The sequence below is a fragment of the Nocardia sp. GTS18 genome (assembly GCF_013839555.1).
Classification (GTDB): Bacteria; Actinomycetota; Actinomycetes; order Mycobacteriales; family Mycobacteriaceae; genus Nocardia; species Nocardia rosealba.
The window spans coordinates 34,108-60,476 of sequence record NZ_JACBIU010000019.1; the positions used below are offsets into that span (position 1 = coordinate 34,108).

The window sequence follows — 26,369 nt, forward strand, 5'->3', positions numbered from 1 at the left end:
CACCGACCCGAGACCAGCTTGCGGACGCTACCGAATCCACGCTTTCCCATCACGCCACCACCTGGTCGCTCGGGGCCACGTACACACGACCGGCCTGTGCGAATGCGTCAAGATCCGATCGCATGAACCGCACGTAGCTGCCGACCTTGTAGAACACTACCCGTCGCTCCGCCACGATTCGGCGAATGAACCGAACGCCCGTGCCGAGATATTCGGCGGCCTGTTCGACCGTCAGATACTCCGCACCGATGTCAATTGCCATCTGTCTGCCTCCCTAAGCTGCCGCTTGCTGAATTGCTGAAATCTGTTGTGGCACAACCGGATCATGCGAAACAACCTGATCGCCAGGTGGATTCTCCGCCAGCGCAATAAGGGCCGTGTTGTACTCAGCGCGCCACTTCGACCGGGCCGCTACGAGTGCCATCACCAGGTTTTCGCGGGGTGGTGCGTCCGGATCACCAGGCGGGACCGGATACACCCGCACATGTGAGGTATCGGGTTTGACGATGCCCACGGCCGCGAGCTGTTGCCGAACAAACTCCGCGCGTTCGGCCTTGTGGTCGGGCAGGGTCTTGCCGGTCCACTTCTTCGAGTTCAGGACCCGGCGACCGGGAACGCCGAGGGTGTCGCGCCGGTGGGCTTTGCGCTTGCAGTAGCCCGGCTGTGTCTTCTCGGTGGCGCCCTTGGGCACGATGCCGTAGCGCAACCACACCCCGCAGCTCTGGGAGCACGGCGTCACGCACATCTCCGCGTGCAAGCGGTCGTAGTGTTCGGCGACACGACGCGAATCGGGTTCGAGCAGGTCAGCGACGCTCTTGGTGAGGTACTTGGTCAGGTAGCGCACCCGTCGTTCCATCTTGTCGGTGCCACCGAGGATCTGAATCGGTTTGGCCTGCACACCGAACCGGATCACGTGCGCGGGTTCGAGGTCGTCTACGTCGTCCATCACGGCCAGTGCGTCGTCCCAGGAAGTCAGTGGTTCGCCGGTTTGGGGGTCGACGAAAGTGCCGGCGACGTAGTCCCATTCGGGCATCTGCCCGTCGCGGTAGACCGGCTTGTCGAAGTGCGGCCACCAGATCTGGCGGTAGGTCGCCGCGGTGACCGCCTTGAGCATCTTGTTCGACACCGACCCGCGAATAGCGATGTGGGCGTGCGGGGCACCACGTTTCTGCGGTTCGACACTGCCGAAGTACTGCACGTCTCAGCCGACGGCCCGTCGCAGGTTCTGAACCCAGCGGTCGACCAGGGCGGCGAAGTGGATGGCGTCACGGGCAGCGCGGGAGTAGTCGTAGGTTTCGGCGTCGACCGGGGAACCATCTGAGACCATCGCGCCCTTGCCGTCTTTGCCTGCCTTGGGGTCCCATACCTGGTTGATTGCGCCGTAGCTGCCGAGGGTGACCGTCAGGAAGGTTGAGGGCTGGTAGCCGTTGTAAACCTGGCCCAGGGTGCGCTTTTCGACCTTCCGACGAGGAAGGTTCGGCACGTCCTGGCGGCGACGAGTGGACTTGGCCTTACGGCGTGGCTTCTCATCCAGCGACGGGAACCGACCTTTGACACCCAGGTCACGCAGTTCGGCGTCGATCTCGGCGACCAATGTGCGGATCGAGTCGGCCAGGCCGGTGTCGTTATCTTCATGGGCTTGACGGAACTGGTCGAACAGGTGCGCGCGGGCAGTGAGCAAGTCTGTTTGTTCCTGGGTGGGCTCAACGGTCTCGTCGACCGGTTCCTCACTCAGGCACCACCCTTCGCGGAGTTGGTTCATCCGCAGGGTGCGGTAGGTCTTGGCGCAGGCCGGGCAGATTGCTTCGAAGCGGCATTTGCACGGGGCGCCGATGTAGGAGATCTTGCCGGTGGAATCGTCGACGGCACGCATGGGAATGACCCGAGCGCACACGCCTTCTTTGTCGGCGGCCGATTCGGCGATGCCCTTGAGCGAGGGCATCGCGCGGCGTTGGGCGGCAGTCGTACGGCCGAGGGAAGCCGCGAGCACGGATTGGGCGGTGTTGGTGGTGGTGTCCATGGTGCGGCCTCCCTCAGCTAGGTGATCGGTGGTGATGTTCATGCGGCCTTGCGCAACGGCAAGGTTTTGAATCCGGCCATCGATTCGAAGTCGACGGCGATCGGAGCGGCGAGCGAATCGGAGCGGCGGAAGGTGATTTCGACGAGGCTGGCACCGACGATGGCGGCTTGGGCGTGGCGGGTGCCGAAGGCGTGGGCCAGGTGCTCGACGCGGTTCTCCCAGTCGCTTGGAGAGTGACCGGGCAGCATCTTGGCTTTCACGACGTCGAGGGATTCACCGATCCGGACACCAGCCAGTGCAGGGACGATCACCCGGTCGTTGTTGTCGGTCTTGGTGAGCTGGCAAGCGGCCATCACGGTTGCCCAGCGGCGGCGGTAGCGGAACCAAGTCATCCACCGGGACCGGATACGACCGGTGAGCCAGCGCTCGAAGGTCTGCGGACTCGACGCTCGCCACAACACCATCCCCGCGGCAGCCACACCGGCCACCCCGACCCCGAACGGCCAGCCGAACCACCAACCAGAGGCGAGAGAAAGGCCGGCGGGCACCGAGACCATCGGGAACAGGGCCGCCCACCACACCAGTTGAAAACCGGCGACGACGACGGCGATCATGGCGCGGCCGATGGCGTCCATCACGACGTCGGCGAAGTCAGTGGTGGTCGTGATGGTGATCTTCTGTGTGCGAGTCATGCTGCGTCGTCCCATCCATCCGTGCCGTAGTCGTTCCAGGCAGGGGCGTGGCTGGTCTCGGCGAGCATCGTGACCGCGACTGAGAGGGGGTCGAGGCCGCGGGCTTCGGACCGGCAGCGGCTGCGGGTCTGGAAGTCGATGACGTCGGCGAGACCGTCGCCGGTGCGGGTGGTGTTCTTGCGTGCCATGTCAGTACTCCTTGTGATCGGCGGGGAAGATGCCGCAGACGGTGCATTCGAGTTCGGTGAACTGGTGGCCATCGCGCTGGCACTGCTGAGTCGCTACGCAGATGTCACAGCGGACGGTGTCGCCGTCGTAGACCCAGCCACTCGCACGGTCAGCGCCCAGGAACGACACGGCTTGGTTTGTGGTGTCGAAGCAGATCGATTCCCCATCGGCGTCGGTGAGGATGTCGCCGCAGGTATCGCAGTAGATGACGACATGGGATTCGGTGACCATTCCGCGTTTCATGCCGCCATCCCTTGCTCGTCGTCTTCGCCTGGGATGTAGTCGGGATCGAAGCCGGTGTAGTCGGCTTGCGGGCTGTAGTCCGGCTTTTCTGGCCCGTAGGCGGTTACCAGGGTGTCGATGTCGTCGTCGGTGACCATGAACGCTCGGACCCGCACGAACCCGTCTTTGCCGTCCTCGGCGACGTAGCCGACACCGGGTGTGTCAGCGGGGATCTCGTCGCAGCGGGCACCTTTGTCCTTGGCGGAATCGCCGTGGACCATCCGGATCTGAGTAACTTCCTCCAGGCGGAGGCCAACGCGGACGTTGAACAGCTGCCGGTTCGGCATCGTTTCTTTCGACGGGTCCTGCACAGCCGCGGTGACCGAGTAGCCGACCGCACGGCCTTGGGATTGCAGCAGGCCGGTGTACTGGCGGAACTGTTCCTGCTCGTCGCGGGTGGCGAACGAGGACAACGCAGCGCCTTCGTCGATGACGACCCACACCAATGGCATGTCCGGCGAGGGCGTGAACTTGCGGATGCGTGCTGCCTTGAGCTGGGCGGTGCGTTCCTGCATCTGCGCCACGGCGTCGGCGAGCATCCCCAGGATCCCGGCAGCGGTCCACTCGAAGCGGGTCCACAGATCCTCACCGCGCGAAAATTCCATGCCGCCCTTGGGATCTGCCACCCACACCTCGACGTACCCGGCCTTGATGGCAGGACCGACCCCGGCGACCAGCGACCACAGCACCGAGCCCTTACCCGAACCGGTCGCACCGGCGAGCAGGATGTGAGTCCCGAGCAGCCGTACCAGCCAATCCCGGCCGTCTTCACGCACACCCACAGGGACGGCCGACAGGTCGACACCGGTCGCGACGAACGCGTTCGGGTGGACGACGACAGGATCGGCCAGGGTGTCCCAGCACCGCAGATCCAGAGTCAAGAATCCAGGATCAGTTTGTGTGAGAACCACTTTCGAAACACCGAGGTATTGGGCGAGCTGGTCTCGGGTGTCGTCATTGGTCCAGTCCGAGACCTTCTGACCGCCGAGCATCTGCACCTCAGCGACAGCACCGGAAGGCACCCGAGTCATGGTCAGAACGTTCGGCCAACCGCTGTCCGGGCCTCCGAGACCGATCGCAATCCACATGCAGGCGAGCTGGCGGACGTCGGTCATCACCATGACCGCGACTCGCAATTCGGCCGGCACATGCGACAACGGATCAGATTCCACAGCAGAGACCGAAGCCGCGGGGCTCACCCCGTCGAGGCGACGCCACCACAGCATCATCCCGGTGGCCAGGATCGTCGACAGCGCAACAACAGTCGTGCCCATCACCGCACCGCCTTGCTGAACGAAAATCGGTCCGTCACCGCCTGGACGACGAGCACCGAACACGCAGGTCAGAGGATCTGAGAGTCGCCGTTCGCACCGTTCCGGATCGCCAGCCGTCAGGTACGGGGCGAATTGCTGAACGGAATCCGCGGGAAGGTTGGTGGGGAACCCGTGGGTCGAGCTGGCTCCTCATGGCCCGATTGTCTGACCTCGCTCAGCCGAGTCAAGGGGAAGAGCGCCCTTGACACGACCTCCCTCAGTTCAGGGATGGCCAGTATGAGGAAGCCGGAGAAGGAAGTCGCCGAGAATGTGCACAGACACAGGTCCGAAGGGCGGCATACTTTCCCAGTGAAAGAACACCCCGATGAAGTACGAATCAACCTTCGGATCCACAACCACTTGGACGATCCGCCCAGCGACGACTGGACACTCGTGTTCCGCGCGCGCAGCGTCGACCAGGTCGAAGTGCGGCAGTTCATCGAGGGCCAGTTCCCAAAGCAGGACCAGTTCGTACTGGATGAGCGCCGCTACCAGTACTCCTGGGGCAGCTCAGCGATGGTTTGGTCCTTCGCCGCTGAGATGGCACCTGTGGTGGGATCCGTGATTGCGACCGGTGTTGTCGGTAATGCCGCATGGGACGGAATCAAAGGAATCGCGAAGCGACTGCCACGCCTTTGGGGCAGCGCTGAGACCGACGAGACTTTGCCGATCACCGATGACTCCGCCAAGCGCGAGGCAGTCCGACTTGTCACCGTGCGCTACCAACTGGGGCCGGAAAGCGCACTCAGTCTCGTGAGCGTCACATCCGACCTCCAGTCTCTGCGATCGACCGTCGTGCTCGACTCACCCACCGGTGTCCGGTACGAGGTAGAACTGCAGCGTATTGCGGACGACATCAGCCTCGCCAAGATCACGGTCACAGAGCCCACAAACTAACGCCGAGGACCCCCGAGTCGTGGCGGCCCTTCGACGACAGGTCCGCGTAACACAGGCATCCCGACAAACACCGCTGCGCGACTCTCATACGCAGTTCATACGCAGCGGCCCCACCAAGGGCCGCTTCCGGCCAACGCATTAGCCGCGTTCTGGTACGCAGTGAGTACGCAGTGCCGCCAACCGGTGCCCATTTCAGCCAACGTTGCAACCCGGAAACCCCAGGTCAAGCACACCGAGCCATAACCAGCCCACCAGCACAAACGCCAGGAACGGTGTTCATCATCAACATGGTGATCAGCGGTTCTACCAGCGCGTGTGGGTCGTCCTCGGCGTACCGCTGCAGGTGCCGCAATCAAGGCTCGATTCCACGCCGGTCACCGAGAACGCGGAAAACGGCATTATCGTGCGTGCTGAAATCCCCCGGCGTACGGCTCGCGCATGTCCGCGAGATCGTCAGTGCGGTCCTACCTGCCCGGCGTGGCGAGCCCGTCCCTTCAAACGGGAGCGTAAGTTGCGCGGTCCGGTGCATCCCCGGGTCGCAGTGGCCTGCACCAACCCGGTCAAGCCCTTGCAGCGGACTCACGGACCCTTCGGGACGGGTGATTAGAACGGATCTCTGCGATTGTCTTTTTGGCCGGTGAGACGAGATTGTCAGCTCTGGACATGTGCCGGAGCACCGTGAGCGGGACCAGGATTCCATCGTCGTACAGCATCTCCTGAAGTCGCGTACGAAAGCCGTCCGGAGACGCCATTTGCGGCTGCGCGAATAAAACCAAGGCCGGAACAACGGCGGCTCTGACTTCGGCTTTACGATCAAAACTCAATTGTAGCGCTATCGCTTTCGGAAGCGGACCTGACTGCACCGAGGCAAACGTAGAAATAGCGCCCGCTGCCTCTTTTCGAACTGAATGATCATACGATGCAACCGATGGCAAAATCATGCGCATGGCCGCAGCTTGGTCGAGAAGTTTGTGTACAACTGCAAACGTCAATGCGGGTAGAAAAATTGCGTCACTCTCAGAGTCGCTAGGCCGAGGCGTGATATCCACTCCTGGGGAAGTTATCAACGCAATTATTGATTCACGATGCCGATGCACGACGAAATCGGGGAGATCAACCTTGGGATCCGAGAGGATTTCCAATGCGTGAGATCGCACGGACCGATCAACTTGTCGATCGGTCAAGAACATCAGAAGTTCATCGATGAGCACCGGGTCAGGACTGAACTTTGCCAAAAATGCCGCAAGCGTGCTCGAATCTATAGTCGAACCACGAAACTCCCCCCGCTGGGCTTGAAGGCGTACCTCTCGCATGCCAACTACTGCACGGCTGGATATTTTTTCTCGAAGTTCAGCTGGCGGCTCTTCTTCCCGTCGGAGATAGAAATTTAATGCGTTCGCAAGTTCAGACCTCGAATCGCTGATATCTTCCGCATTAGGCGTGCTGGCTTCCAGCACCGCCGCGCGAGTCAGTGCATTTCGGGATTCTTCGAATACATCCTCTGGCAGCGCTTCGAAAAGTTGTGCCCATTCGCTTCGCAAATCATCGCCGACTGACCCCCAATGGACTTTGGGTATGACCCTGGAAAAGGCGCGATCCCAGAGGTCGTGGTGGTTTTTCGCGTTGGCCATTGAGTCGAGCAAAAATCTTGCAAACGAGGCGTCCTCGCCGAGGTTGGCGGCGATATCTGCGGCTGCCACCCATGCGGGTTCGCTCCTTGTCGCCGGTGACTGCCAATGCCCGGGTGGCAGGGTCGGGCCGTCTTCGCGCAAGACATTTAATGCGAGATTGAACGCTCGATCAGCCTCTGCGGTCGAGAGAAGCTCCGCAGCGGCACTTAGTACCTGTAGTTCACCGGCGCGTATCGACCTCCAATCTGTTCGGTTGTCCAGGATATGACGAGCATCGGTAACGAGAGCATTCAAGGGGCCGTCGTATACGAGTGTCCGTATCAGGAGGCGAAGTTCGGCATCTGCATTAGACAGCCTCAACGCCCGAAGGCATAGGGAGACATCGAACTGGCTGAGATCCGGCATATGACGAACTATTCGCAACATGGCCATTTCCTTGCGCGATTCGTATACGGCGGTATTTCCGAGAAGGCTGTAGGCGAGTACCTGGAAATACAAATCTGGAGGGGCTTTGCCTATCGTACGAGCCGGTGTGCTCTTTAGCTGTTCCTGGTACGAATCTCCCAGGAACAGGCCGAGCTCTCTGGACTCTCCCTGTGCAATGGGCAGCATAATCAGAGGGCGCGGCTGACGAAGCTGTTCGGAGCGTGAAGGAATTCTGCTATCAGAGTCTATCGACCTATCGAATTCTTGATTTGGAAATAGACTCCATACAGATTTGCGAAGTCCTTCGTATACGAATTCTATCACCTCGTTTTGAGTATATCGAGTTATTCCGTTGAGCTCGAATTCGGTGCAGTCCTCGATCTCGATATCATCCAGAAGTCGCGCTGCATCGAGGACATCGGCAGCGAAATCGAATCCGAAGTCGCGACGCCGTAGCGCCTTTTGTTGCAACAGGACTACTCTGCAGAGTTTCGCTGGAGAGTTCTGATCTCTTGTAAGTCCCAGCGCCTGTGTTAGAACTCGATCGGCAGTGTCGTACTCGTCCAATTCCCCTGTCACAGCAGAGAGGACCACGGACAAAGCAACGATTCTTGCGATGTCGTCGGAGGGCCCTGCGTCGAGAATTAGGCGGGTAAGTGACTGTCGACTGCTCATTGTGGTCGATCCGAAAATGAGGTCATAAACAAGATCAATCGCACCGTCGCCAGCGCTCAACCGCCGATTCTGACCTGGGAACTCCAACCCTCTACTTGGCGGGGTCCGATTGAGCAGTATCGTGGCGAGCTCAGCCTCGGGCCGTGGTGGCCCCTCCTTGAAATTGGGATGATCCGCAATCTCGCGCGGACTGAAAATTGCGACAAGCCAGGCGAGGTTCATAGAATATCCTTCGGCTCTTCGAGCTTACGCTTGAGATCTGAGACTGCACTCTCGACAATTAGGGTCAGGTGCTGGCGTAGTTCTGCATCGCCGCTGGCGCCAGCTATCATGATCAACTGCCGTTTGGGTCGGACCCCGGACATCTCAAGACCGGCTAACGCCTCGATTCTCGGTACGGCGTCATCGTTGCAATTACCGACCGAGACGAACCATGTCCGAACGTCCAAGCCTTCATATCGTTCCCGCACCCGTTTCACAGCACGAGCCGCTGCCTCGTCCCCAGTCACAATCTTGACTGACTTGTGAATCGAAAGCAGTAAGTCAGGGTGCCAGCCAGTCTCCCCTTCTGCAGCGTCGATGGCTCGGATCTCCGGGGACGTTTCCGAGACCAACCTGAGCACCTCGTCATAGACCATTTTCCAGCCGAAGGCATCCGGATCGAGATGCAATTCGACCACCAGAACATTTCTAGGCTTCGGCCTAGTCGCTCCGTTGAACCCCACTTCCGATATTGCCTGATGGTTCCCCTCAGACCACGTCTTACGCCGCGTCGCCCGGTTGCGCGAAATAGTGCCGACGGCTTCCATTACGACCTTTACCGGTCGATGGGATGAAGACTTCGGCTTGACGCAGCCCGAGTGGTTGGCCGCAATGCAGCGTTGCTGGTGCTGCGGTATCCCCGCAGTGGCGCTAGCCGTCGATACAACTTTTATGCCAAGCTCCGCCCAAGCGGCAAAGAGTGGAATCGAGTAGTGGCTGTTTCCGGCATTCGGACCGTCATTCACATCGACGTTGCTATCGAAATATTTACGCAAGTCACGCTGAAGTTTGGCGCCGCAGCTCAGTATTTTGAACTCCCTGACTAACAGGCCGAGGAAGCGTACCGACCATATCGAACCTTCAAGCGGGCTGTCGAATAATATCACTCCGGCTATCGGTTTAAGTAGATTGAATTGAGGGTCGTAGTCCTGCAAGTATTTTCGAATGGCATCTAGCGTGATCAGGCCACCCATGCTATGAGCAACAATATATATATCATCGTACAGCCGACTTAGTTGATGAAAGCTCTCCGCAAGATTTGCTGCCACTTTATCGAGCGACGCCCTGCCCAGAAAGAATTGACGGTGCCCGCTGAAGTAGTCGTAAATCGCAATATCCGCGCGACCCTCCGGATGCGAACCCTCGAATATATATTTCGGAAAGTCCTGAAAGGTGTTATACCCTTGCCCCATGAATCCGTGCACGAACACGAACACGGAAGTTGGCCTACGGCCGCGTTGCTGATGCAGATTCAGCTTCGCATTTCTGAAATCGAATGGCGTGAACACATCCTGTAGGTCGGCGTTGAGAGAAGTCGGCACCGCCTCGTCTTCGACTGCCTCCGGCAGGTGCCAATCGGGGGTGTCCTCTACCAACGGATGTCCTGTCTGCCGTGCCTGACTGTATCGCCATCGAGCGACACCTCAGAAACGGACATCGGCTCTGCAGGTCGTGTCTCCCACGTCGATGTCACGCGAGAATCCTACGCGCCCAGTATGAGTGAGGACGACGAACCGCTAGTTATCGCCGCAGTCTCTGTCAGTATCGACCACGCGACGACATCGCGTCTCTCGACCGATCATCGAAGGTAGCTCGACTCCGCGCCACGTAAACCGAAAACCCTCCCGTGAAAGGCACATCAGCACATCAGCGGCAGGGGGAGCACCTGCCGTTCTGGGCGGCACCTTGCCGCTGTTCGACGCACGCGCATCGGCATGAGCGGACGTTCGATTGCCGAGTGCCGTCCGCGTGGAGTCGTTTTCCTTGCGTGGACGGCAGGGCACCAATCCGCCGGCTACTGCTCCTTGGCGTGGTCGACCGCGGCCAGAGTGGCCAGATACCGTGCCCAGATCGCCGCGGTATCGCCGCTCGGTTCCGATCCCAGCGCCGGTTCGTACTGCGGCGCTGGCCGAACTTCTACGTGCTGTGTCTGTGTGATGCCTGGTTAGACGTTGCCGAACAGCAAACGGTTCCATCGAGTTTGTAGCGACTACGGGCTTGGCCGAGGCCGGATCGAATCTGCTGACAGATCGAATGATAATCAAACGTATGTGCGATTCTATCCGGCTCTACCTGCGCAACGGGCGTTGGACGGAACCGGCTCCCCGCTACTGCCCGAACGGTCACCGGCTCGGTCCAGGCCAGGTTCTCGTCGGTGCAGTGCCTTGCCTCCGGAGCGGTGGTCACCATCGAACGCACACATGCCGAGACTGCGCCACGACGACCTACACCCCACCTCTGCACACCGACTGTGATCACTACTCATAACCGACGTCTCCGGACACGCGAAGTTGTCACGGCGTTGCCACATCTCACCCAAACGGCCCCGGACACAGCAGGACCCCCACGGAAGCATTTCACCACTTCACGGAGGGGGTACGGACGTCAGCAGATCGCCAGCAGACACGAGCTTTCTACTCGTAATGAAGCGGTCAGGCCCTACGGGGCAGGCGGGTAGCCAGCCCGTTTCATGTGCAGCCCAACCCAAGACCAGGGCCATCCGTGGGGAACTGCGGTTTCCGAGGCAAGCCATCCAGAGAATCCTGTGGCCGACGTATTTCCTCATGCAGCCACTACCAGAGCAGGGGAGTACCTGCTGCAAGTGGATACGCACCCTTGACTATTTTTGTGGCTATTTCTATTGCCGTGACACTTTCGGATTCGGTCGGGAGGACAGGTCCGGCCCCTTTATTAGAATGAAGCACTTTGTTCCGAATCGTTACAAGGTCGTCAAAAATATTGGCTGGGAGCGAATAGTCGGTAGCTTTCAAGTATCCGACTAATGTGCCCAGTGTAAGATTTCCTCGAGATTCGACTAGCAATTTTGCTACACCCGGAGGTGTCTTGCTCGCAAATTCAAGTTGCACCAGCGCATAGGCTGCCATTTCTGCAGCGCTCCCAGCGTCGACTACCGCACGCCTATACTGCCTGGCCCGATGCAGCGCCCTCGCCTCGCTGATCAGAGACCAGGCCAGCGGGACTGGATCTCCTGAGGCTGCGCGTTCAAAGCAGTATCTAACGGCCTCCTTGGTTGCAATTTTTCCTGGTAGCGACGACGGGAAAGGTATTGGCCTAAATCCAGGAGAAAACGTCGGCACACAGTTTGATATATCGAACATCATGGTTCTATTTTCGAAAGCCAGATCAAACTGCGGACCAACGTTTCGCGTATGCGTTCCAGTTAGGACGCTTAGCCAATCAATGGCTATGTCAAGCCATGCATCAAGTGAATTAAGAATTTCGGTCTTCATCATCTCCGACTTCGAACCCGTCGGGACTATTGCCGTAAACCCCAGGCGCATAATTATCGCAACCTGAAGGGCTGCCCGAGCAATGCCCCAATCCTGATACGGCACCTGCCCGATAAGTTGCGGAGGATTTTGGAGCATTCTGTCTGCATCGCGGCCAGCGATATCATGTGGAAAATGAACCACAACCGGATATCCGGAAATGGTTGTCTGCATATCGCTGCCGATTAATTCCTGATCGCACAGCCAATGTACTTCCAGCGGGCTTCGCCATTCGAGACTATCTACCATTACCTATTCCATTCAGTCAACGTTTGCCAAACCATCGATTACTCGCCATTAACAGTCAAGTACTTCCGTACCAAGCGGTCGCTATCCAGCTAGAGCGACGACACCGGCTGCGATTACTATTTTATAGACAGGTAACGATCCCCCACCGTGCCACACACGCGCCATGAACCAGGGTCAACAGGGGTCGATCCGGGTACCTTACACGCATCCGGTAGCCCAGGTCAGACCGTAATTCTCGCCTATTCGCCTGCTTCCCAAGCAGGTAGCGCGGGTTCGATTCCCGTCATCGGCTCTCCCGCCTCCCCCGCGAACTCAGGCCAGCCCTGGACGCGGGGAGGCTTTTTGTGCCGCCCCCGCCACGCGAGCGCCGCGAGCAGACCGGGGAACACTCCCCAGACGATGATCAGCACGAGCCAGAACACCGGTGGTTGCGCGACCGGGCCGGGCTCGGGGTGCTCGTAGCTCGGCAGCCTGAAAACTCCCGAGTACCACACAAGCCAGAGCGCGAAATCGGCGGCGAACAACAAGCAACCGCCGAAGATCGCCCACCTCCACCCACTCACACCACCAACGAGCAACGCCACACCCGCGACAACCGCGACGCCCACCTTGGTGACGAGCAGGGCATGACTACCCGCCGAAACCTCCTCGTCGGGCATCCCTTCGACCATCAGCAGGAACGAGTAGACCAACACCAGAACAGCAGCGACACAGGCCCCGAGCCCGGAGAAAACGCGCGCCCAGACGCTCGATGACGACATGACGGCATGCTAGTCACAGAGATCGCTCGGCGCGCCCTGGCGCCTCGCCCAGATCTCATCCACGCCGACTCGGCCAACAGTCGAGTGTCGCGTAGCAAGCTGTAGCGGTGCGTACTCGTAAACGGATGGGTTGCCTGCTGCTGGCGTTGGTAGCCATCACCCCGGTCGCCGGATGTAGTTCCCACGACGGTGAACAAATCACCGTTCAGGACGGAAGTCCCGCATTGACGGCAACTTTCGCTCGGCTCTTGGAAGAAAAGCGGAGCGCACGATTGGGCGAGATCGTCGCATCATCCGGTGCTCAGATCGGTTCGTGGGACCGCATGTACAGCTTCAGCTCACCCAACACCAGCGACGAACTCAATCGCGCACTGGGCACCGACGGAGCGACATGGACCGGGTTACACACCCACTCCGAATCGACAACGCAGGTGTTCGTACATGACGGCAAAGTTGTCCTCGCCTATGACGACAGGGAGCGGGGGCCGATCGTCAAGAGGCTGACCTACGCCACTCCGGACTCGATCGTGAGCCCGAAGTCGGCGGTAACCAAGGCTATCGGCGGGGATCGAACGATCTGGTATCTGGAAGTACAGGGATTCTCATGATCGAGCTGGGGTGTGTGGGTTCGTCCGCCGATGCCGCGGCCCGCGGAATCACGCAGGCCGCGGCACGACGCTGATCACCGGTGATGATCATTCCGGCGCGGTAGCAGCAAGGCCGGGATCACTGCGAGGGCGATCATGATCGGAGCGAGCAGGTAGGTGTGCTGGAACGCTTCGGCCAGGGCGGGAGCGAGGTCGCTGCGTTGGGCCGGAGCCATGTCGTGCAGGGCTTGCAAGCCGCCGGTCACCGGGAGGAGTGCGCCGAGGGTCACCGAGGAGACCGCGGTGCCGACCGCAAGGGCGGTGGTGCTGATCATGTTCAGCACCGTCGATCCCGCGGGCTGGTCGGCGCGGCTCAGCGACCGGGTCGCGGTGGTCATGACCGGCATCATGGTGCCGCCGCCACCGGCGCCCATGAGCAGCATGCTCGCGCCGAGTGCCCAGTACGGCGCGTCCGCGTCCAGTTGGACGATGAACGACACGAAACCGATGAGCGCCACCGTGATCGATAGCGGTAGGTAGCGGCCGGGCGGAATCCGATCGATCAATCGGCCCGCCGCCTGCATGGTGAGACCGGAGGCAAGCGCGAACGGGATACCCAGGGCGCCTGCCACCAGTGCGGATTCGCCACGGACCACTTGGAAATACAAGGGCAGCAACAGCATCGAACCGAAGTAGCCGGCTGCGAACAGGGCGAGCAGCAGCGCGGCGGGTCCGCTGATCCGGTTGCCGAGGACCCGCAGGTTCAGCAGCGGATCCTCGATGGTCAGGGACCGGCGCACGAAGGCGGCGATCAGCACGGCCCCGGCCAGCAGCGGGACAAGCACAGCGGGCGTGGCGAATCCGGCCTGCTCACCAGCCGCGGTCACCCCGTAGATCAGCAGGGCCAGACCTGGTGACATCAACAGGAGTCCAGGTAGGTCGAGTGCGTGCCGCGGTTCCGGCACATCGTCGGGCACGATCCGAGCGGCCAAGACCAGCACCAACACGCCCATCGGCAGATTGATGAAGAACATCCACCGCCACGACACCTCATCGATCAGGTAGCCGCCGATCACGGGCCCGAGCAGCGGGCCGACCAGAATGGCCAGACCAAGGGTGCTCATCAACCGGCCGAGCCCATCCGGCCCGGCCGCGCGCAGCAGGATCGTCATCGCGACCGGCATGAGCAGCCCGCCACTGGCGCCCTGCACGACCCGGAAAGCGATGAGCGACTCCATGTTCCAGGCCAGCCCGGCCAGCACGGAACCGATCGCGAAGGCGGCTACCGCAGTCAGGTACAGCCGTTTGGCGCCGAACCGGCCGACCAGCCACGCCGAGGCGGGCACCACGGCACCGAGCGCGAGCGAATAGCCGGTCGCCACCCACTGGATGGTGTTCAGGCCCGCGTCGAATTCCGCGGACAACGTGTTGATCGAGACATTGACGATGGTCTGGTCCAGCGTGGCCATGATGGTGCCGAGCACCAGCACCAGGGCGATCGTCATCGGGTTGCGAGCGACGACGGACGACGCGGCAGCCTTCGCGGTAGTGGTCACGGCCCTCACGCCCCGTACGGGTTGGCGGCACGGGCGGCACGCAATGCCTCACCCCACCAGGTCAATTGCTTCAGCATCGCCTTGGTGGCGGTAACCGCGTCGGACGAATCGGCCAGCTCACCCGCGTCATCGAATCGACGCCACGGATTCGCGAAGCTGACGGTGTCGCGAATGGTGACCGCGTGCAGTTCGGCGAAGACCGGCCGCAGATGTTCCACCGCCCGCAGCCCACCGGAGATCCCACCGTAGGAAACGAATCCCACCGGCTTGGCCTGCCATTCGACATGATGTTCGTCGATCAGATTCTTCAGCGCGCCCGGGTAGCTGTGGTTGTACTCCGGCGTCACCACCACGAAAGCGTCAGCACGGGTGAGCGTTTCGGTGGCCTCGGCCCGCGACGGGTGATCGGTGACCGCACCGAACGCGTGCGACAGTGCGACCTCCCGGGTATCGACGATCTCGACCTCGAGAGTGTCGTGTCGCCGCAGCCGACCGACAAACCAGTCCGCAATGGTCGTGCCGAAACGACCCTCCCGTGTACTGCCGATGACTACCGCAACCCGCAGCGGAACCGGGACCGCCCCGCCCTGCGACCCTTCGATATCGACGTGGTTGCTCATGAGGCCCCTCCTCTGGACTATCGCACCAGCCTTGGCGCTGCCCACAGCCTCCAACCTCAACCAAAATTCAGGTCAACCCTGTGTGATCGGGGCCATACCCGACCACCCCGCCTTGCTCGGGTTGTTCAGCCACCCAGCTTCACGCACTCGGCGGCGATCTTCGCTTGGGCCGCACCCACTTTGGCCGCGTCTTCCTCGTTGAGCTCCTTGGCCTGCTCGCCGGCTTGGCCGTTGGCGACCATCACGCGCAGGCCGTCTTGGGACATGCCCGAGTCGAGGAAGACCTGGGCGGCGCAGTCGGCGAGCGATACGTCCTTGAGGCCCTTGTCCTGCAGGGATTTCGACAGTTCCGCCTGGGTTACCGCAGGCTCATCGCTGCCGCAGGCCGACAGTGCCGGCAGCGCGATGAGCGCTGCGGCGATCAGACAGATCCGCACTCTGTGTGTCCTCCCGGTCGACACGCATCGGCCGATGCGTGGCCGAGTTGGATCATGCCCGAACGGCGGCGGATGGGCCACACCCCCGAACTGACTCACGAGTAAGATCGGGTCATGGGAGAGCACATCGATCTGCGGTTCGAGAACGCACGCGCTTATGTCACGCTGAATCGTCCGGCGAAACACAATGGACTGACTCTGGAAATGTTGCGTGACCTAGTCGCTGCGGCAGATGCGGTGTCCGGGCACAAGGAAATTCGCGCGGTCATCGTGACAGGTAACGGCCCGAGTTTCAGTAGCGGTCTGGATATCGCCGCCGCGACCCGCGACCCGATCGCTATTGTGCGTGAATTCCTGCCGCGACCGTGGCGGGGCACCAACACTTTTCAGGAAGCCTGCTGGGCATGGCGTCGCCTGGACGTCCCGGTGATCGCCGCGGTGCACGGCCGCTGCTTCGGCGGCGGACTGCAACTCGCCCTCGCCGCCGACTTCCGCATCGCCGCCCCGGCTGCCGAGTTCTCGGTGATGGAAGCCGCGCACGGCCTCATTCCCGACATGTCGGGCACCGCGTCGTTGTCGCAGCTCATCGGCATCGATCAGGCTCTGCTGCTCACCATGACCGCGGAGCGCGTCGACGCCGATCACGCCAGAAGGATCGGTCTGGTCACCGATATCGCCGACGATCCGGTGGCTGCGGCGGAGTCTCTCGCCGACCGGATCGCGGCCCGTGATCCACGCGCGGTCGCCGCCGCCAAGCGCCTGTTCGACCGCTCCTGGCACCGGCCCGCACGCGGCAGTTTCGCCGCGGAACGGGCGGCACAAATCCCTCTGCTGCTGCGTAAGGCGATTTTTCGCTGACGCGGACAAATAAACGCAACCTCAACTCTAGGCCGCGTCACAGTACTTTCTCGCGCTTCCGGCTGTTAGTTTCAGTTCACTAATCCGACGGAAAAAGTACACCCGATTCAACTGGGTGTGCTTATTCCCGTGTGCCCGGAGGCTGACGTGAACTCGCTCGCGATGACCGTATTGGCGGGGGCCACCGCATTGCTGCTCGTCGGGACGGCGCCCGCCGCGGCCGACCCGAACGCGATCAACCCGATCCCGGTCCTCAACGGCACCTACGGCCTGCCGGTCCTGCACGGCCGGGCGCAGGCCGTGTTCCAGGTGACCGGCATGGCGAGCCCGAACGCCACGCACACCTACAACGTCCTCGGCACCGACCTGGGGATCATGTGGGACAACGGGCACGGCGAGATGCTCACCGCGTTCGGCGACACCGCGGGCGTCGGCCTCCCGAACCTGCTGCGCGACAGCAAGTGGGCTTGGCGCTCGAACTTCCTGGCCCGCAGTTTCAGCCGCAATCCGGCCGAGGGCATCCATTTCCACAGCGTGGTGCGCGACGGTATCGGCCAGGCCCGCGAACTCGTTTTCAGCCCGAAGGACGGCGAGGAGATCAGCCGGATCCCCACGGCGGGCGTGTCGGTCGGCGGCGTGCAATACATGTCGTTGATGTCGGTGCGCAGCTGGGACGCGCCCGGCGAGTGGACCACGAACTATTCGGGGTTGGCCGCGTCGTCGGACAACGGCGAGACATGGGCGGACCTTGCCCATACACGCAGGCCGAACGACAACGGCCACAACAAGTTCCAGATGAACGCCTTCCTGAAAGACGGCGGCTACGTCTACGAATTCGGCACCCCGCCGGGCCGCGACAACGAAGCCTTCCTCGCCCGCGTGCCCGAGAGCGAGATCGAGAATCTGGCCGCCTACGAGTACTGGGACGGCGGCGGCTGGACGCGCGGCGACGCGAACGCCGCGGCCCCCGTCATGGCCGGGGCAGCCGAACTGTCGGTGATGTACAACGAGCACCTCGGCCAGTTCGTCTCCCTCACCACCGACCCCGCCAATTCGGTGGTGCTGCGCCGCGCACCGTCACCGGAAGGCCCGTGGAGCCCGCCCGAGATCCTCATCGATGCCCGCGAACTGCCCACCGCCTACGCCCCGCAGATCTTCCCGTACCAGACCGGCCGTGACCTCTATTTCCTCACAACCGTCCATACCCAGTACAACGTCATCCTGATGCGCACATCCCTCTGACAGTTCGACCACCGCAAGTAAGCACATGGGTAACTCACCGGGCACGGGCTAACATGACAGCGACACACCGCCAGCCGCGTCGCAACCGAGAACGCACCTGAGCCTGGCCAGAATTCGCGGGGAGGCGGAACAGCATGGACGCGGCGGAGTGGGACGCACGCTATGCCCGCAGCGAATTGGTCTGGGGCGCACCACCCAACAGCACGGTCGTCGAATACGTCCACGGCCTCGACCGAAGGCTGCCGCTGCAAGCCGACGGCACCGCCGCCCCGATGCGCGCCCTCGACCTGGCCTGCGGCGAAGGCCGTCACGCGCTGTGGCTGGCCACTCACGGCTGGCAGGTGCAGGCCGTCGACTTCGCCCAGGTGGGCATCGACAAGGGGCGAACGGTCGCCGCGCGCCTGTCGCGTTCGGTTCGTTCGCGCGTCGAGTGGACCTGCGCCGATATCACCGACCTCGATGCGGCGGGCGTCAGCGGTCCGTTCGAACTGATCCTGATGGTCTTCGTCCACCTGCCACCGCAGGAGCGCCGCGCGCTCCTCCACCAACTCGCGTCGATGCTCGCCCCCGGCGGCATGTTGCTGGTCCTGGGCCACGCCACCCGCAACATCACCGACGGTTACGGCGGCCCCCAGGATCCGACGATCCTGTTCGCTCCCGACGACATCCGCGCCGATCTCGACGGCACCGGCGTCACCGTCACCACCGCCCGCGAGGTGTTCCGCCCCACCGAGGGCGCCGACGCCATCGACGCCCTTGTCGTTGCCGAGTCAGTCGAACCGACCGCGTAGCTGCTCGGCGAAAGCCCTGGCCGAGGCCAGATCGTCCGCGCTCGGCCGCCCCTTGTTGAGCCCACCGACCAGCGCGAGCGGTCCCATCGTGTCGAGCCCACGGCAGGAGAACCCACCGACCAGCTCGAAACCTTTGTCTTCGAGCTGATCGCCGAGGTTGCGCAGGTACGGACGTACTCGCAGCTCGGGCAGCCCGCTGGTCGCGAAGATGAAGGCGTCGCGGTTCTGTCCGGCGGGCAGCGCGTCGACGAAGGCGCGCAGCCGGGCGTCGAGCGACATCCAGTACACCCCCGACCCGAACCCGATCAGGTCGTAGTCACCCAGCTCGGCGGCGGTGATCTCGGCCGGATCAACCACTCGCGCGTCGAGCACCGAGCCGATGGCGTCGGCGACCTTCCTGGTATTGCCGAGCGCCTTGGACGTGCACACGATGAGCGCTTTCATTACTCCCCCTACCTGGTCCGATGTGCCGAAAGCCTAACTCCACCGGCCGAACCACGGTTGCACTGTCGCCGCGATCACGTCGAATCCGGTGCGGAACGAGTGAGGTTGCTTCGGAATGACGCGCACCTCTGCGGCATCGGCGGGATCGGGGATCCCGAACGGGTCGCTGCCACCGTTGATGACGACCACCTGCGCGTCGCCCACCGACACCAGCTCGTCGCGCCGGGACTTCTCGGGCTTTCCGGGCGGATGCAGCGGGAAAGACAGGGCGATCACCCCGCGCGCACCCAGTTCGACGGCCGTGCGGCACGCCACCCGCGCACCGTTGCTCCGGCCACCCTGCACGAGCGACACACCGGGGAATCGCTCGCGCAACGCCGTGACGATCTCGACCCAGGCCTGGTCCTGGGTCACCGCATTGCCCGGCGCTCGCCGACCGGCAACCCGGTACGGCTGCACCACACGGGCTACCGCGGCACCGGCGGCGAGGGCCGAATCGCGCACGGTGAGAATGTCTTTCGCATCGACGCCGCCGCCCGATCCATGGGTCATCACCAGCAGGAATGCCGGGTCGGCCACCTCGTCGAGCTCGATCTCGGCCGGTCCGGCTGACGTCTCGATGCGCACACCTCACGGTAGCCCCGTGGTCGCCGCGAGCAACGTCTCGGCACGCGCGCGTGTTTTTCACGTCACATTGCTGGCGAACCCCTTTGCCGAGAGCCTTACCCATCGGTAATATGGTCGATAAGTTACCCGCGAGTAGCATGCGGAAAACCGGACAGCTACCCGGTGGACGACCTGACGGGCGGGAACGGCACACAACCGACCGCACCAGAACTCAACGGAGAGTGAGTACTCACATGGGCCACTACAAGGCAAACGTTCGCGACCTCGAGTTCAACCTCTTCGAGGTTCTCGGCGTCGGCAAGGTGCTGGACGCGGGCGCCTTCGGCGACCTCGACACCGACACTGTCAAGGAAATGCTCTCCGAGGTCCGCCGCCTGGCCGAGGGCCCGCTGGCCGACTCGTTCGCCGACGCGGACCGCAACCCGCCGGTCTTCGACCCGAACACCCACACCGTCACCATCCCCGAGTCCTTCAAGAAGTCCTACAAGGCGCTCGAGGACGGCGAATGGGTCAAGGTTCCGCTGCGCGAGGAGCTCGGTGGCCTCGGTGCCCCATCCGTCATCGGCTGGGCCCTTGCCGAGATGGTGCTCGGCGCCAACCCGCCGATCCAGATGTACGCCGCAGGCGCGGGCTTCGCTCAGGTGTTCTACAACAACGGCACCGATGAGCAGAAGGAATGGGCGAAGAAGATCGCCGACCGCAACTGGGGCGCCACCATGGTGCTGACCGAGCCCGACGCGGGGTCCGACGTCGGCGCCGGCCGCACCAAGGCGATCAAGCAGGAGGACGGCTCCTGGCACATCGAGGGCGTGAAGCGCTTCATCACCTCGGCCGACTCCGACGACATGTTCGAGAACATCATGCACCTGGTGCTGGCCCGCCCCGAGGGCGCCGGACCGGGCACCAAGGGGCTGTCGCTGTTCTACGTCCCGAAGACCCACTTCGACTTCGAGACCGAGACCTTCGGCGACCGCAACGGTGTGTTCGTCACCAACGTCGAGCACAAGATGGGCATCAAGGCCTCGGCCACCTGTGAGCTCACCTTCGGTGGCCACGGCGTCCCCGCCAAGGGCTGGCTGGTCGGCGAGGTGCACAACGGCATCGCCCAGATGTTCGACGTCATCGAGAACGCGCGAATGATGGTGGGCACCAAGGCCATCGCGACCCTGTCGACCGGTTACCTGAACGCGCTCGAGTACGCCAAGACCCGCGTGCAGGGTGCCGACCTCACCCAGATGACCGACAAGACCGCGCCGCGTGTGACCATCACCCACCACCCGGACGTGCGTCGCGCGCTGGCCATGCAGAAGGCCTACGCCGAGGGCCTGCGTGCCATCTACCTCTACACCGCCGCGCACCAGAACCCGGAGATCGCCGAGGCCGTCTCGGGTGCCGACAAGGACGTCGCGTTCCGCGTGAACGACCTGCTGCTCCCGATCGTCAAGGGTGTCGGTTCCGAGCGCGCCTACCAGTACCTGACCGATTCGCTGCAGACCTTCGGTGGCTCGGGCTTCCTGCAGGACTACCCGATCGAGCAGTACATCCGCGACGCGAAGATCGACTCGCTGTACGAGGGCACCACCGCCATCCAGGCGCAGGACTTCTTCTTCCGCAAGATCGCCCGCGACCGCGGTGTGGCCCTGGCCCACGTGGCCGGCCAGATCCAGAAGTTCCTGGACGCCGACAACGCCAACGAGCGTCTCAAGGGTGAGCGCAAGCTGCTCGCCACCGCGCTCGAGGACGTGCAGGCCATGGCCGCCACCCTGACCGGCCACCTGATGGGTGCCCAGGAGCAGCCGTCCGAGCTGTACAAGGTCGGCCTGGGTTCGGTCCGCTTCCTGATGGCCGTCGGCGACCTGTTCATCGGCTGGATGCTGCTGAACCAGGCCGAGATCGCCCTGGCCGCCCTCGACAACGGCGCCACCGGCTCCGACGTGCCGTTCTACACCGGCAAGGTCGCCTCGGCGCAGTTCTTCGCCCGCAACGTCCTGCCGGAGCTGACCGCCACCCGCCAGATCCTCACCACGCTGGACAACGACATCATGGAGCTGGACGAGGCTGCGTTCTGAGCCTGACAGCTCGACCGAACGGCCCGGAGCTTTTGCTCCGGGCCGTTTTTCTATTCGGTGCGGTCCGGTGCGAAGTAATGGTCCGCGCCGCGCTGCTCGACCGTCTCGAGGAGCATCTGCACGAAGGCTCGTAAGCGCGCCGTCTCCGCGCCGGGCATCCATACCGGGCACCACACGTGGCCCTGTCCGTCGCTGAACGGGACGTATACCGCTCCGCGGCGGGGGTAGTGCCGCTCGGCGTGGGCGCCGGCCGGGTGGACCCCGGCTCCGAAAGCGACGGCGGTCAGTACGTCTTCGAAGGTTTGGGCGCCGTTCGAGCCTGCCGGACTGATGTGCCAGGTTTCGTCGAGGTAGCGGTGCCAGTACGCGCCGGCGGGGCCGCCGATGGCGATCACCTCGGTGCCCGTGGTGGTGCTGTCGATCGAGCTGCTGCGGGCGAGGGCGTGATCGCGCGGAACAACCAGGCCGGTGGGTTCGGTGAGTAGCTCCGGTCCGGCGACCAGGTCGTGTTCGCCGACCGGGGAGTGGCTGATGACCAGGTCGAGTTCGTCGCGGCGCAGCGGGCCGAATACATCGCCGAGGTGGACCTCGCGGGCGTGTACCTCGCATTCGGGATGGCGGTTCCGGAACTCCTGGACCGTGTCGACCAGCAGGCTCGCCGCCAACCCGCCCAGATAGCCCACGCGCAGTGTCCCTTCCACGCTTCGCGCCGCCGCTTGCGCGCGTTCGACGGCCCGGTTCAGTTGCGTCCGGATCGGGATCAGATCGTCGCGCAGCATCCGGCCGACCGGCGTGAGCCGCACCTGCCTGCTGGTTCGTTCGAAAAGTAGCGCGCCGAACTGCCTTTCGAGCTTCTTGATCGTCTGGCTGACCCGTGCCTGCGTCAGATACAGACGTTCGGCGGCCCGCCCGAAGTGCAGTTCCTCGCACAGGGCCAGGAAGATCTCGATCTCCTGCCGTTCCATAACTCCCGCTAATCGACCATGTCGGCGACGGCCGTTGATGCACGTGAACGCGACCGGCAGTCTGAAATCACTCCATTCGAGACCGTACGTCCGGGTACCGACACAAATGGCGTTAACGGAACACTTTTCCCACTAAGGGAGTTGCACACTCACATGACCACGACACTGACCGCCCCGCCCCGGGCGGGGACCGACCGGCCCACCCTCGCCCTCGGCGCGCTTGCGCTGGGCGCCTTCGGAATCGGCCTCACCGAATTCGTCATCGTCGGACTGCTCGGCGTGATCGGTGACGACCTGTCCATCTCGGTCCCGACCGCTGGCCTGCTGGTCTCCGGCTATGCCGCAGGCGTCGCCGTGGGCGCGCCGCTGATGACCGCGCTTGGCTCGCGCGTCCCACGCAAGACCATGCTCGCGACACTCATGGGCCTCTTCATCGCGGGCAATCTCCTCTCGGCCCTGGCGCCCACCTACGAACTGCTGCTCACCGGCCGGATCGTCGCCGCCCTCACCCACGGCGCGTTCTTCGGCATCGGCTCCGTGGTGGCAGCAGGTCTGGTAGCACCCGACCGCCGGGCCGCGGCCATCGCCACCATGTTCACCGGGCTCACCCTCGCCAATGTCGCCGGTGTGCCGCTGGGCACGGCGCTCGGCCAGGCATTCGGCTGGCGGTCGACGTTCTGGGCAGTGACCGCCGTCGGTGTGGCCGCGCTGCTCGCCGTCCTCATGCTGGTCCCACACCAGCCACGCGGCGAATCCAACTCTCTGACAGAGCAATTGGCTGTCTTCGCTCGCCCGCAGGTGTGGCTGGCGCTGTCGATCACCGCGCTCGGCTTCGGTGCCGTCTTCGCCGCGTTCACCTTCTTCGAACCGATCCTGACCGAGGTGACCGGCCTGCCCGACGCTGCCGTCCCGTGGCTGCTCGTCGTTTTCGGCGTCGGCCTGTTCGCGGGCAATATCGTCGGCGGCCGGCTGGCCGATCGCGCCCTGCTGCCTACGCTGATCGGCGCGCTTGCCGCGTTGACCGTGGTGCTGATGATCTTCGCGGTAGTCGCCGGACACCCGGTCGGCGCGGTCGTCAGCATTCTCGCGCTCGGCGCGACCGGGTTCGCCATCGTCCCCGCTGTCCAGATGCGCGTACTGGACACGGCGGGCGGCGAATCGGCGCTCGGCTCGGCCGCCAATATCTCCGCCTTCAATATCGGCATCGCGGTGGCTTCCTGGCTCGGCGCCGCCGCCATCGACTCCGGGTTCGGCCTGACCGCGCCCGCCTGGATCGGCGCGGCTCTGGCCGCCGCCGCCCTGCTCACCACCCTGTTCGCCCGTGCGCTCCAGCGCCGCGGCTAGACCGACTACCGAGAATCGACGAACCCATGCACGTCTGGAAGAAGATGATGACCGCCGCCATCGCGATCGCCGCCACCCTCACCGCGGCCTGCACCAGCACCGAGGCCGCTCCCGCCGACACCGCGAACACCGCATGGTCGGTGCCGATGCAGCAGCCGAGCACCGGTTTCGAGCCGAACTGGTCGCTCGACGGATTCGCCCAGCACACACTCCGGCAGGTCGTCCGGGTCACCAGCGGTGGTGATTCCGCCCGGATCACCCTCTCCAACCGCTTCGGCCGCACCGATCTCCGCATCGCCTCGGCCACGATCGCCCGCACCGATTCCGGGGCGCGCGTACATCAGGACACACTGCGCCCCCTCCGCTTCCACGGCAGCGAAACCGCCACCATCGCTCCTGGCGCCGACCTGACCAGCGACCCCGCCGAGCTGCATCTGGCTCCGCTCGAATTCGCCACGGTCACTTTGTATCTGGACGAACCCACCGGGCCCGCCACCTTCCACGCCCAGGGCTATGCGACGTCCTACCGCGCGCCAGGCAACCACGCCACCGACGCCGACGCCACCGCCTTCACCGAGACAACGCACTCCTGGTACTACCTGTCGAGCGTGCAGATGAGCGGCGCCGCCTCCGCGGATGCGATCGTCGCGTTCGGTGACTCGATCACCGACGGTTTCGGCTCCGACAACGACGGCAACAACCGCTACCCCGATGCCCTGGCCGACCGCCTCGCCGCCGCCGGCACCCCCCGCCCCGTCCTCAACGCGGGCATCGGCGGCAACACCATCATCAGCGATTCCCCCTGGTACGGCGAGAGTGCGTTGCGCCGCTTCGATCGTGACGTCCTCGCCCAGGGCGGTGCCCGCACGGTCGTCATGCTCGGCGGACTGAACGATATCGGCTTCTCGGAGGTCGACCTGCCGACCTACAAGCCCAACCCGGTCGTCACCGTGGACCAGCTGATCGCGGGCTACCGCGACATGATCGCCCGCGCCCACCGAGCCGGACTGCGCGTCATCGGCGGAACCCTCCTGCCGATGAAGGGCGCCGAGTACTACACCCCCACCTCCGCCGCGAAGCTGCGCGCACTGAACGAATGGATCCGCACCAGCGGCGAATTCGACGCCGTCGCCGACTTCAACACCGCTGTCGCCGACCCGGCCGACCCGGAACGCCTCAACCCCGCCTTCGACTCCGGCGACCACAAGCACCCGAACGCCGCAGGTTACCGAGCAATGGCCGCCGCAATCGACCTGAACACCCTCTAGGTTCATCTCTACTGAACGGCCCGGAGCTTTCGAGCTCCGGGCCGTTTCGTTGTTTCCGGGTGATCTTTGCGGCGTACTCTTGGTTTAACCGTCGTCGGGGTGAGGCTCGGGGGTTGGGATGGCTGAAAGTTCTGCGCTCAGTGTGTATTTGCGCGAGCGGCGGTTGGCGGCGGGGTTGGCGCGGGCGGAGCTGGCGGCTCGGGCGCAGATGGCGCCGCTGCTGGTGACGCAGATCGAGACCGGGGCCCTGGTGCCCAATACCGCGATGCTGCAACGGCTTTTCGACAGTCTCGATGTGCCGCCGTGGTATCGGAAGCACATTCTCGTGCTCGGTCTGCCGTCGGTCGATACCGGCGCCGCGCCGACGGCACCGTCGACCGAGGACCTCGCCGACCTCGGCAGTCTCACTCACCCGGCCTGCTACCAGCGCTTCCCCACCATGGACCTGCTCGCCGCGAATGCCGAGTACCAGCGCATCTTCCCCGGCACCGGCGCCGGGGTGAACCTGCTCGAATGGATGTTCCTGAATCCGGCCGCCAAGAAGGCGCTGCTCGACTGGACCACCGAAGCCCAGGTGCTGGTGCATGCCTTCCGCATGCTGTCGCCGCTCGCTCCCACTCAGCGCGTCACCGCGATCACCACCGCCTGTGCGGTCTCACCCGATTGGGATGCGGTGTGGGCCAGCGAGCTCCGGCCGCAGGACGTCGCCCGCCGACACGTCCGCGTACGCGACCGAACCACCGGCGTCGAACGGCGCTACCTGCTTCGCATCTACGACCCGGCCTTCCCCACCCGTCCGTGGTGGCTGTACCGGATGATCCCGTCGCGGTAAACAC

The 26,369-nt window shown here is 63.4% G+C and carries 24 protein-coding genes and 1 pseudogene; 9 read left to right on the forward strand and 16 right to left on the reverse strand.

What is annotated here, in order from left to right:
• Positions 1–49: 49 nt before the first annotated feature.
• The 6 genes and pseudogenes from HYG95_RS16405 to HYG95_RS16430 form a co-directional block, all read right to left on the reverse strand.
• A complete protein-coding gene (locus HYG95_RS16405; protein WP_181698788.1) occupies positions 50–262 on the reverse strand; it encodes an excisionase family DNA-binding protein in 213 nt (70 codons plus the stop codon).
• A 12-nt stretch (positions 263–274) separates the two neighbouring features.
• Positions 275–2,062 (reverse strand): annotated as a pseudogene (locus HYG95_RS25185) (replication initiator).
• Complete coding sequence (locus HYG95_RS16415) at positions 2,059–2,712, reverse strand: hypothetical protein (RefSeq protein ID WP_181698789.1); 654 nt, start codon at positions 2,710–2,712, stop codon at positions 2,059–2,061. Before HYG95_RS16415 ends, HYG95_RS25185 begins: the two are co-directional and overlap by 4 nt.
• Positions 2,709–2,900, reverse strand: a complete 192-nt coding sequence (locus HYG95_RS16420; RefSeq protein ID WP_181698790.1) for a hypothetical protein — start codon at positions 2,898–2,900, stop codon at positions 2,709–2,711. The genes HYG95_RS16415 and HYG95_RS16420 overlap by 4 nt, the downstream gene beginning before the upstream one ends.
• 1 nt (position 2,901) lies before the next feature.
• Positions 2,902–3,183, reverse strand: a complete 282-nt coding sequence (locus tag HYG95_RS16425) for a hypothetical protein (protein WP_056823555.1) — start codon at positions 3,181–3,183, stop codon at positions 2,902–2,904.
• A complete protein-coding gene (locus HYG95_RS16430) occupies positions 3,180–4,496 on the reverse strand; it encodes an FtsK/SpoIIIE domain-containing protein (protein ID WP_181698791.1) in 1,317 nt (438 codons plus the stop codon). Before HYG95_RS16430 ends, HYG95_RS16425 begins: the two co-directional genes overlap by 4 nt.
• Positions 4,497–4,772: 276 nt before the next feature.
• Between HYG95_RS16430 and HYG95_RS16435 the strand changes: the two genes are divergently transcribed.
• Positions 4,773–5,432, forward strand: coding sequence for a hypothetical protein (locus tag HYG95_RS16435; protein WP_181698792.1), 660 nt, complete (start codon positions 4,773–4,775; stop codon positions 5,430–5,432).
• Between the two features lie 560 nt (positions 5,433–5,992).
• Here the strand turns inward: HYG95_RS16435 and HYG95_RS16440 are convergent.
• From HYG95_RS16440 to HYG95_RS16455, 4 genes are all read right to left on the reverse strand, one after another.
• Positions 5,993–8,386, reverse strand: a complete 2,394-nt coding sequence (locus HYG95_RS16440; RefSeq protein WP_181698793.1) for a hypothetical protein — start codon at positions 8,384–8,386, stop codon at positions 5,993–5,995.
• Positions 8,383–9,801, reverse strand: a complete 1,419-nt coding sequence (locus tag HYG95_RS16445) for an alpha/beta fold hydrolase (RefSeq protein ID WP_181698794.1) — start codon at positions 9,799–9,801, stop codon at positions 8,383–8,385. Before HYG95_RS16445 ends, HYG95_RS16440 begins: the two co-directional genes overlap by 4 nt.
• Before the next feature lie 1,197 nt (positions 9,802–10,998).
• Positions 10,999–11,964, reverse strand: a complete 966-nt coding sequence (locus tag HYG95_RS16450; protein ID WP_181698795.1) for a hypothetical protein — start codon at positions 11,962–11,964, stop codon at positions 10,999–11,001.
• A 239-nt stretch (positions 11,965–12,203) separates the two neighbouring features.
• On the reverse strand, positions 12,204–12,725 hold the full coding sequence (locus HYG95_RS16455) for a hypothetical protein (protein WP_181698796.1): 522 nt from the start codon (positions 12,723–12,725) through the stop codon (positions 12,204–12,206).
• 107 nt (positions 12,726–12,832) lie between these two features.
• Here HYG95_RS16455 and HYG95_RS16460 point away from each other — a divergent pair, with 107 nt between their 5' ends.
• The gene (locus tag HYG95_RS16460) at positions 12,833–13,333 is read left to right on the forward strand and encodes a hypothetical protein (protein ID WP_181698797.1); all 501 of its coding nucleotides are present in this window, start codon (positions 12,833–12,835) and stop codon (positions 13,331–13,333) included.
• Between the two features lie 74 nt (positions 13,334–13,407).
• Here the strand turns inward: HYG95_RS16460 and HYG95_RS16465 are convergent, their stop codons facing one another.
• From HYG95_RS16465 to HYG95_RS16475, 3 genes are all read right to left on the reverse strand, one after another.
• A complete protein-coding gene (locus tag HYG95_RS16465; protein WP_370465822.1) occupies positions 13,408–14,868 on the reverse strand; it encodes a DHA2 family efflux MFS transporter permease subunit in 1,461 nt (486 codons plus the stop codon).
• A 5-nt stretch (positions 14,869–14,873) separates the two neighbouring features.
• On the reverse strand, positions 14,874–15,488 hold the full coding sequence (locus HYG95_RS16470; RefSeq protein WP_181698798.1) for an NADPH-dependent FMN reductase: 615 nt from the start codon (positions 15,486–15,488) through the stop codon (positions 14,874–14,876).
• Between the two features lie 125 nt (positions 15,489–15,613).
• On the reverse strand, positions 15,614–15,925 hold the full coding sequence (locus tag HYG95_RS16475) for a hypothetical protein (protein WP_181698799.1): 312 nt from the start codon (positions 15,923–15,925) through the stop codon (positions 15,614–15,616).
• A 114-nt stretch (positions 15,926–16,039) separates the two neighbouring features.
• Between HYG95_RS16475 and HYG95_RS16480 the strand changes: the two genes are divergently transcribed.
• From HYG95_RS16480 to HYG95_RS16490, 3 genes are all read left to right on the forward strand, one after another.
• Entirely contained in the window at positions 16,040–16,783 is a 744-nt protein-coding gene (locus HYG95_RS16480; RefSeq protein ID WP_181698800.1) for a crotonase/enoyl-CoA hydratase family protein, read from the forward strand.
• Positions 16,784–16,945: 162 nt separating this feature from the next.
• Positions 16,946–18,025: a DUF4185 domain-containing protein gene (locus tag HYG95_RS16485; RefSeq protein ID WP_181698856.1), complete on the forward strand. Its 1,080-nt coding sequence runs from the start codon at positions 16,946–16,948 to the stop codon at positions 18,023–18,025.
• Between the two features lie 134 nt (positions 18,026–18,159).
• Entirely contained in the window at positions 18,160–18,816 is a 657-nt protein-coding gene (locus HYG95_RS16490) for a bifunctional 2-polyprenyl-6-hydroxyphenol methylase/3-demethylubiquinol 3-O-methyltransferase UbiG (protein ID WP_181698802.1), read from the forward strand.
• Here HYG95_RS16490 and HYG95_RS16495 read toward each other — a convergent pair.
• Together HYG95_RS16495 and HYG95_RS16500 are read right to left on the reverse strand one after the other, a co-directional pair.
• Entirely contained in the window at positions 18,796–19,260 is a 465-nt protein-coding gene (locus tag HYG95_RS16495) for a flavodoxin family protein (protein WP_181698803.1), read from the reverse strand. The two genes, HYG95_RS16490 and HYG95_RS16495, sit on opposite strands and share 21 nt — an antisense overlap.
• Before the next feature lie 33 nt (positions 19,261–19,293).
• Entirely contained in the window at positions 19,294–19,887 is a 594-nt protein-coding gene (locus HYG95_RS16500; protein ID WP_181698805.1) for an alpha/beta family hydrolase, read from the reverse strand.
• Positions 19,888–20,120: 233 nt separating this feature from the next.
• Between HYG95_RS16500 and HYG95_RS16505 the strand changes: the two genes are divergently transcribed.
• A complete protein-coding gene (locus HYG95_RS16505) occupies positions 20,121–21,956 on the forward strand; it encodes an acyl-CoA dehydrogenase (protein ID WP_067497127.1) in 1,836 nt (611 codons plus the stop codon).
• Between the two features lie 50 nt (positions 21,957–22,006).
• Here HYG95_RS16505 and HYG95_RS16510 read toward each other — a convergent pair whose 3' ends face one another.
• The gene (locus tag HYG95_RS16510) at positions 22,007–22,921 is read right to left on the reverse strand and encodes a LysR family transcriptional regulator (protein ID WP_181698807.1); all 915 of its coding nucleotides are present in this window, start codon (positions 22,919–22,921) and stop codon (positions 22,007–22,009) included.
• A gap of 153 nt (positions 22,922–23,074) precedes the next feature.
• Between HYG95_RS16510 and HYG95_RS16515 the strand changes: the two genes are divergently transcribed.
• From HYG95_RS16515 to HYG95_RS16525, 3 genes are all read left to right on the forward strand, one after another.
• Positions 23,075–24,265, forward strand: coding sequence for an MFS transporter (locus HYG95_RS16515; RefSeq protein WP_181698809.1), 1,191 nt, complete (start codon positions 23,075–23,077; stop codon positions 24,263–24,265).
• Positions 24,266–24,291: 26 nt separating this feature from the next.
• A complete protein-coding gene (locus HYG95_RS16520; RefSeq protein ID WP_181698811.1) occupies positions 24,292–25,533 on the forward strand; it encodes an SGNH/GDSL hydrolase family protein in 1,242 nt (413 codons plus the stop codon).
• 118 nt (positions 25,534–25,651) lie between these two features.
• Positions 25,652–26,365 carry a helix-turn-helix domain-containing protein gene (locus HYG95_RS16525; RefSeq protein WP_181698813.1) on the forward strand — a complete coding sequence of 238 codons (714 nt, stop codon included), beginning with the start codon at positions 25,652–25,654 and terminating at the stop codon, positions 26,363–26,365.
• Positions 26,366–26,369: the final 4 nt, after the last annotated feature.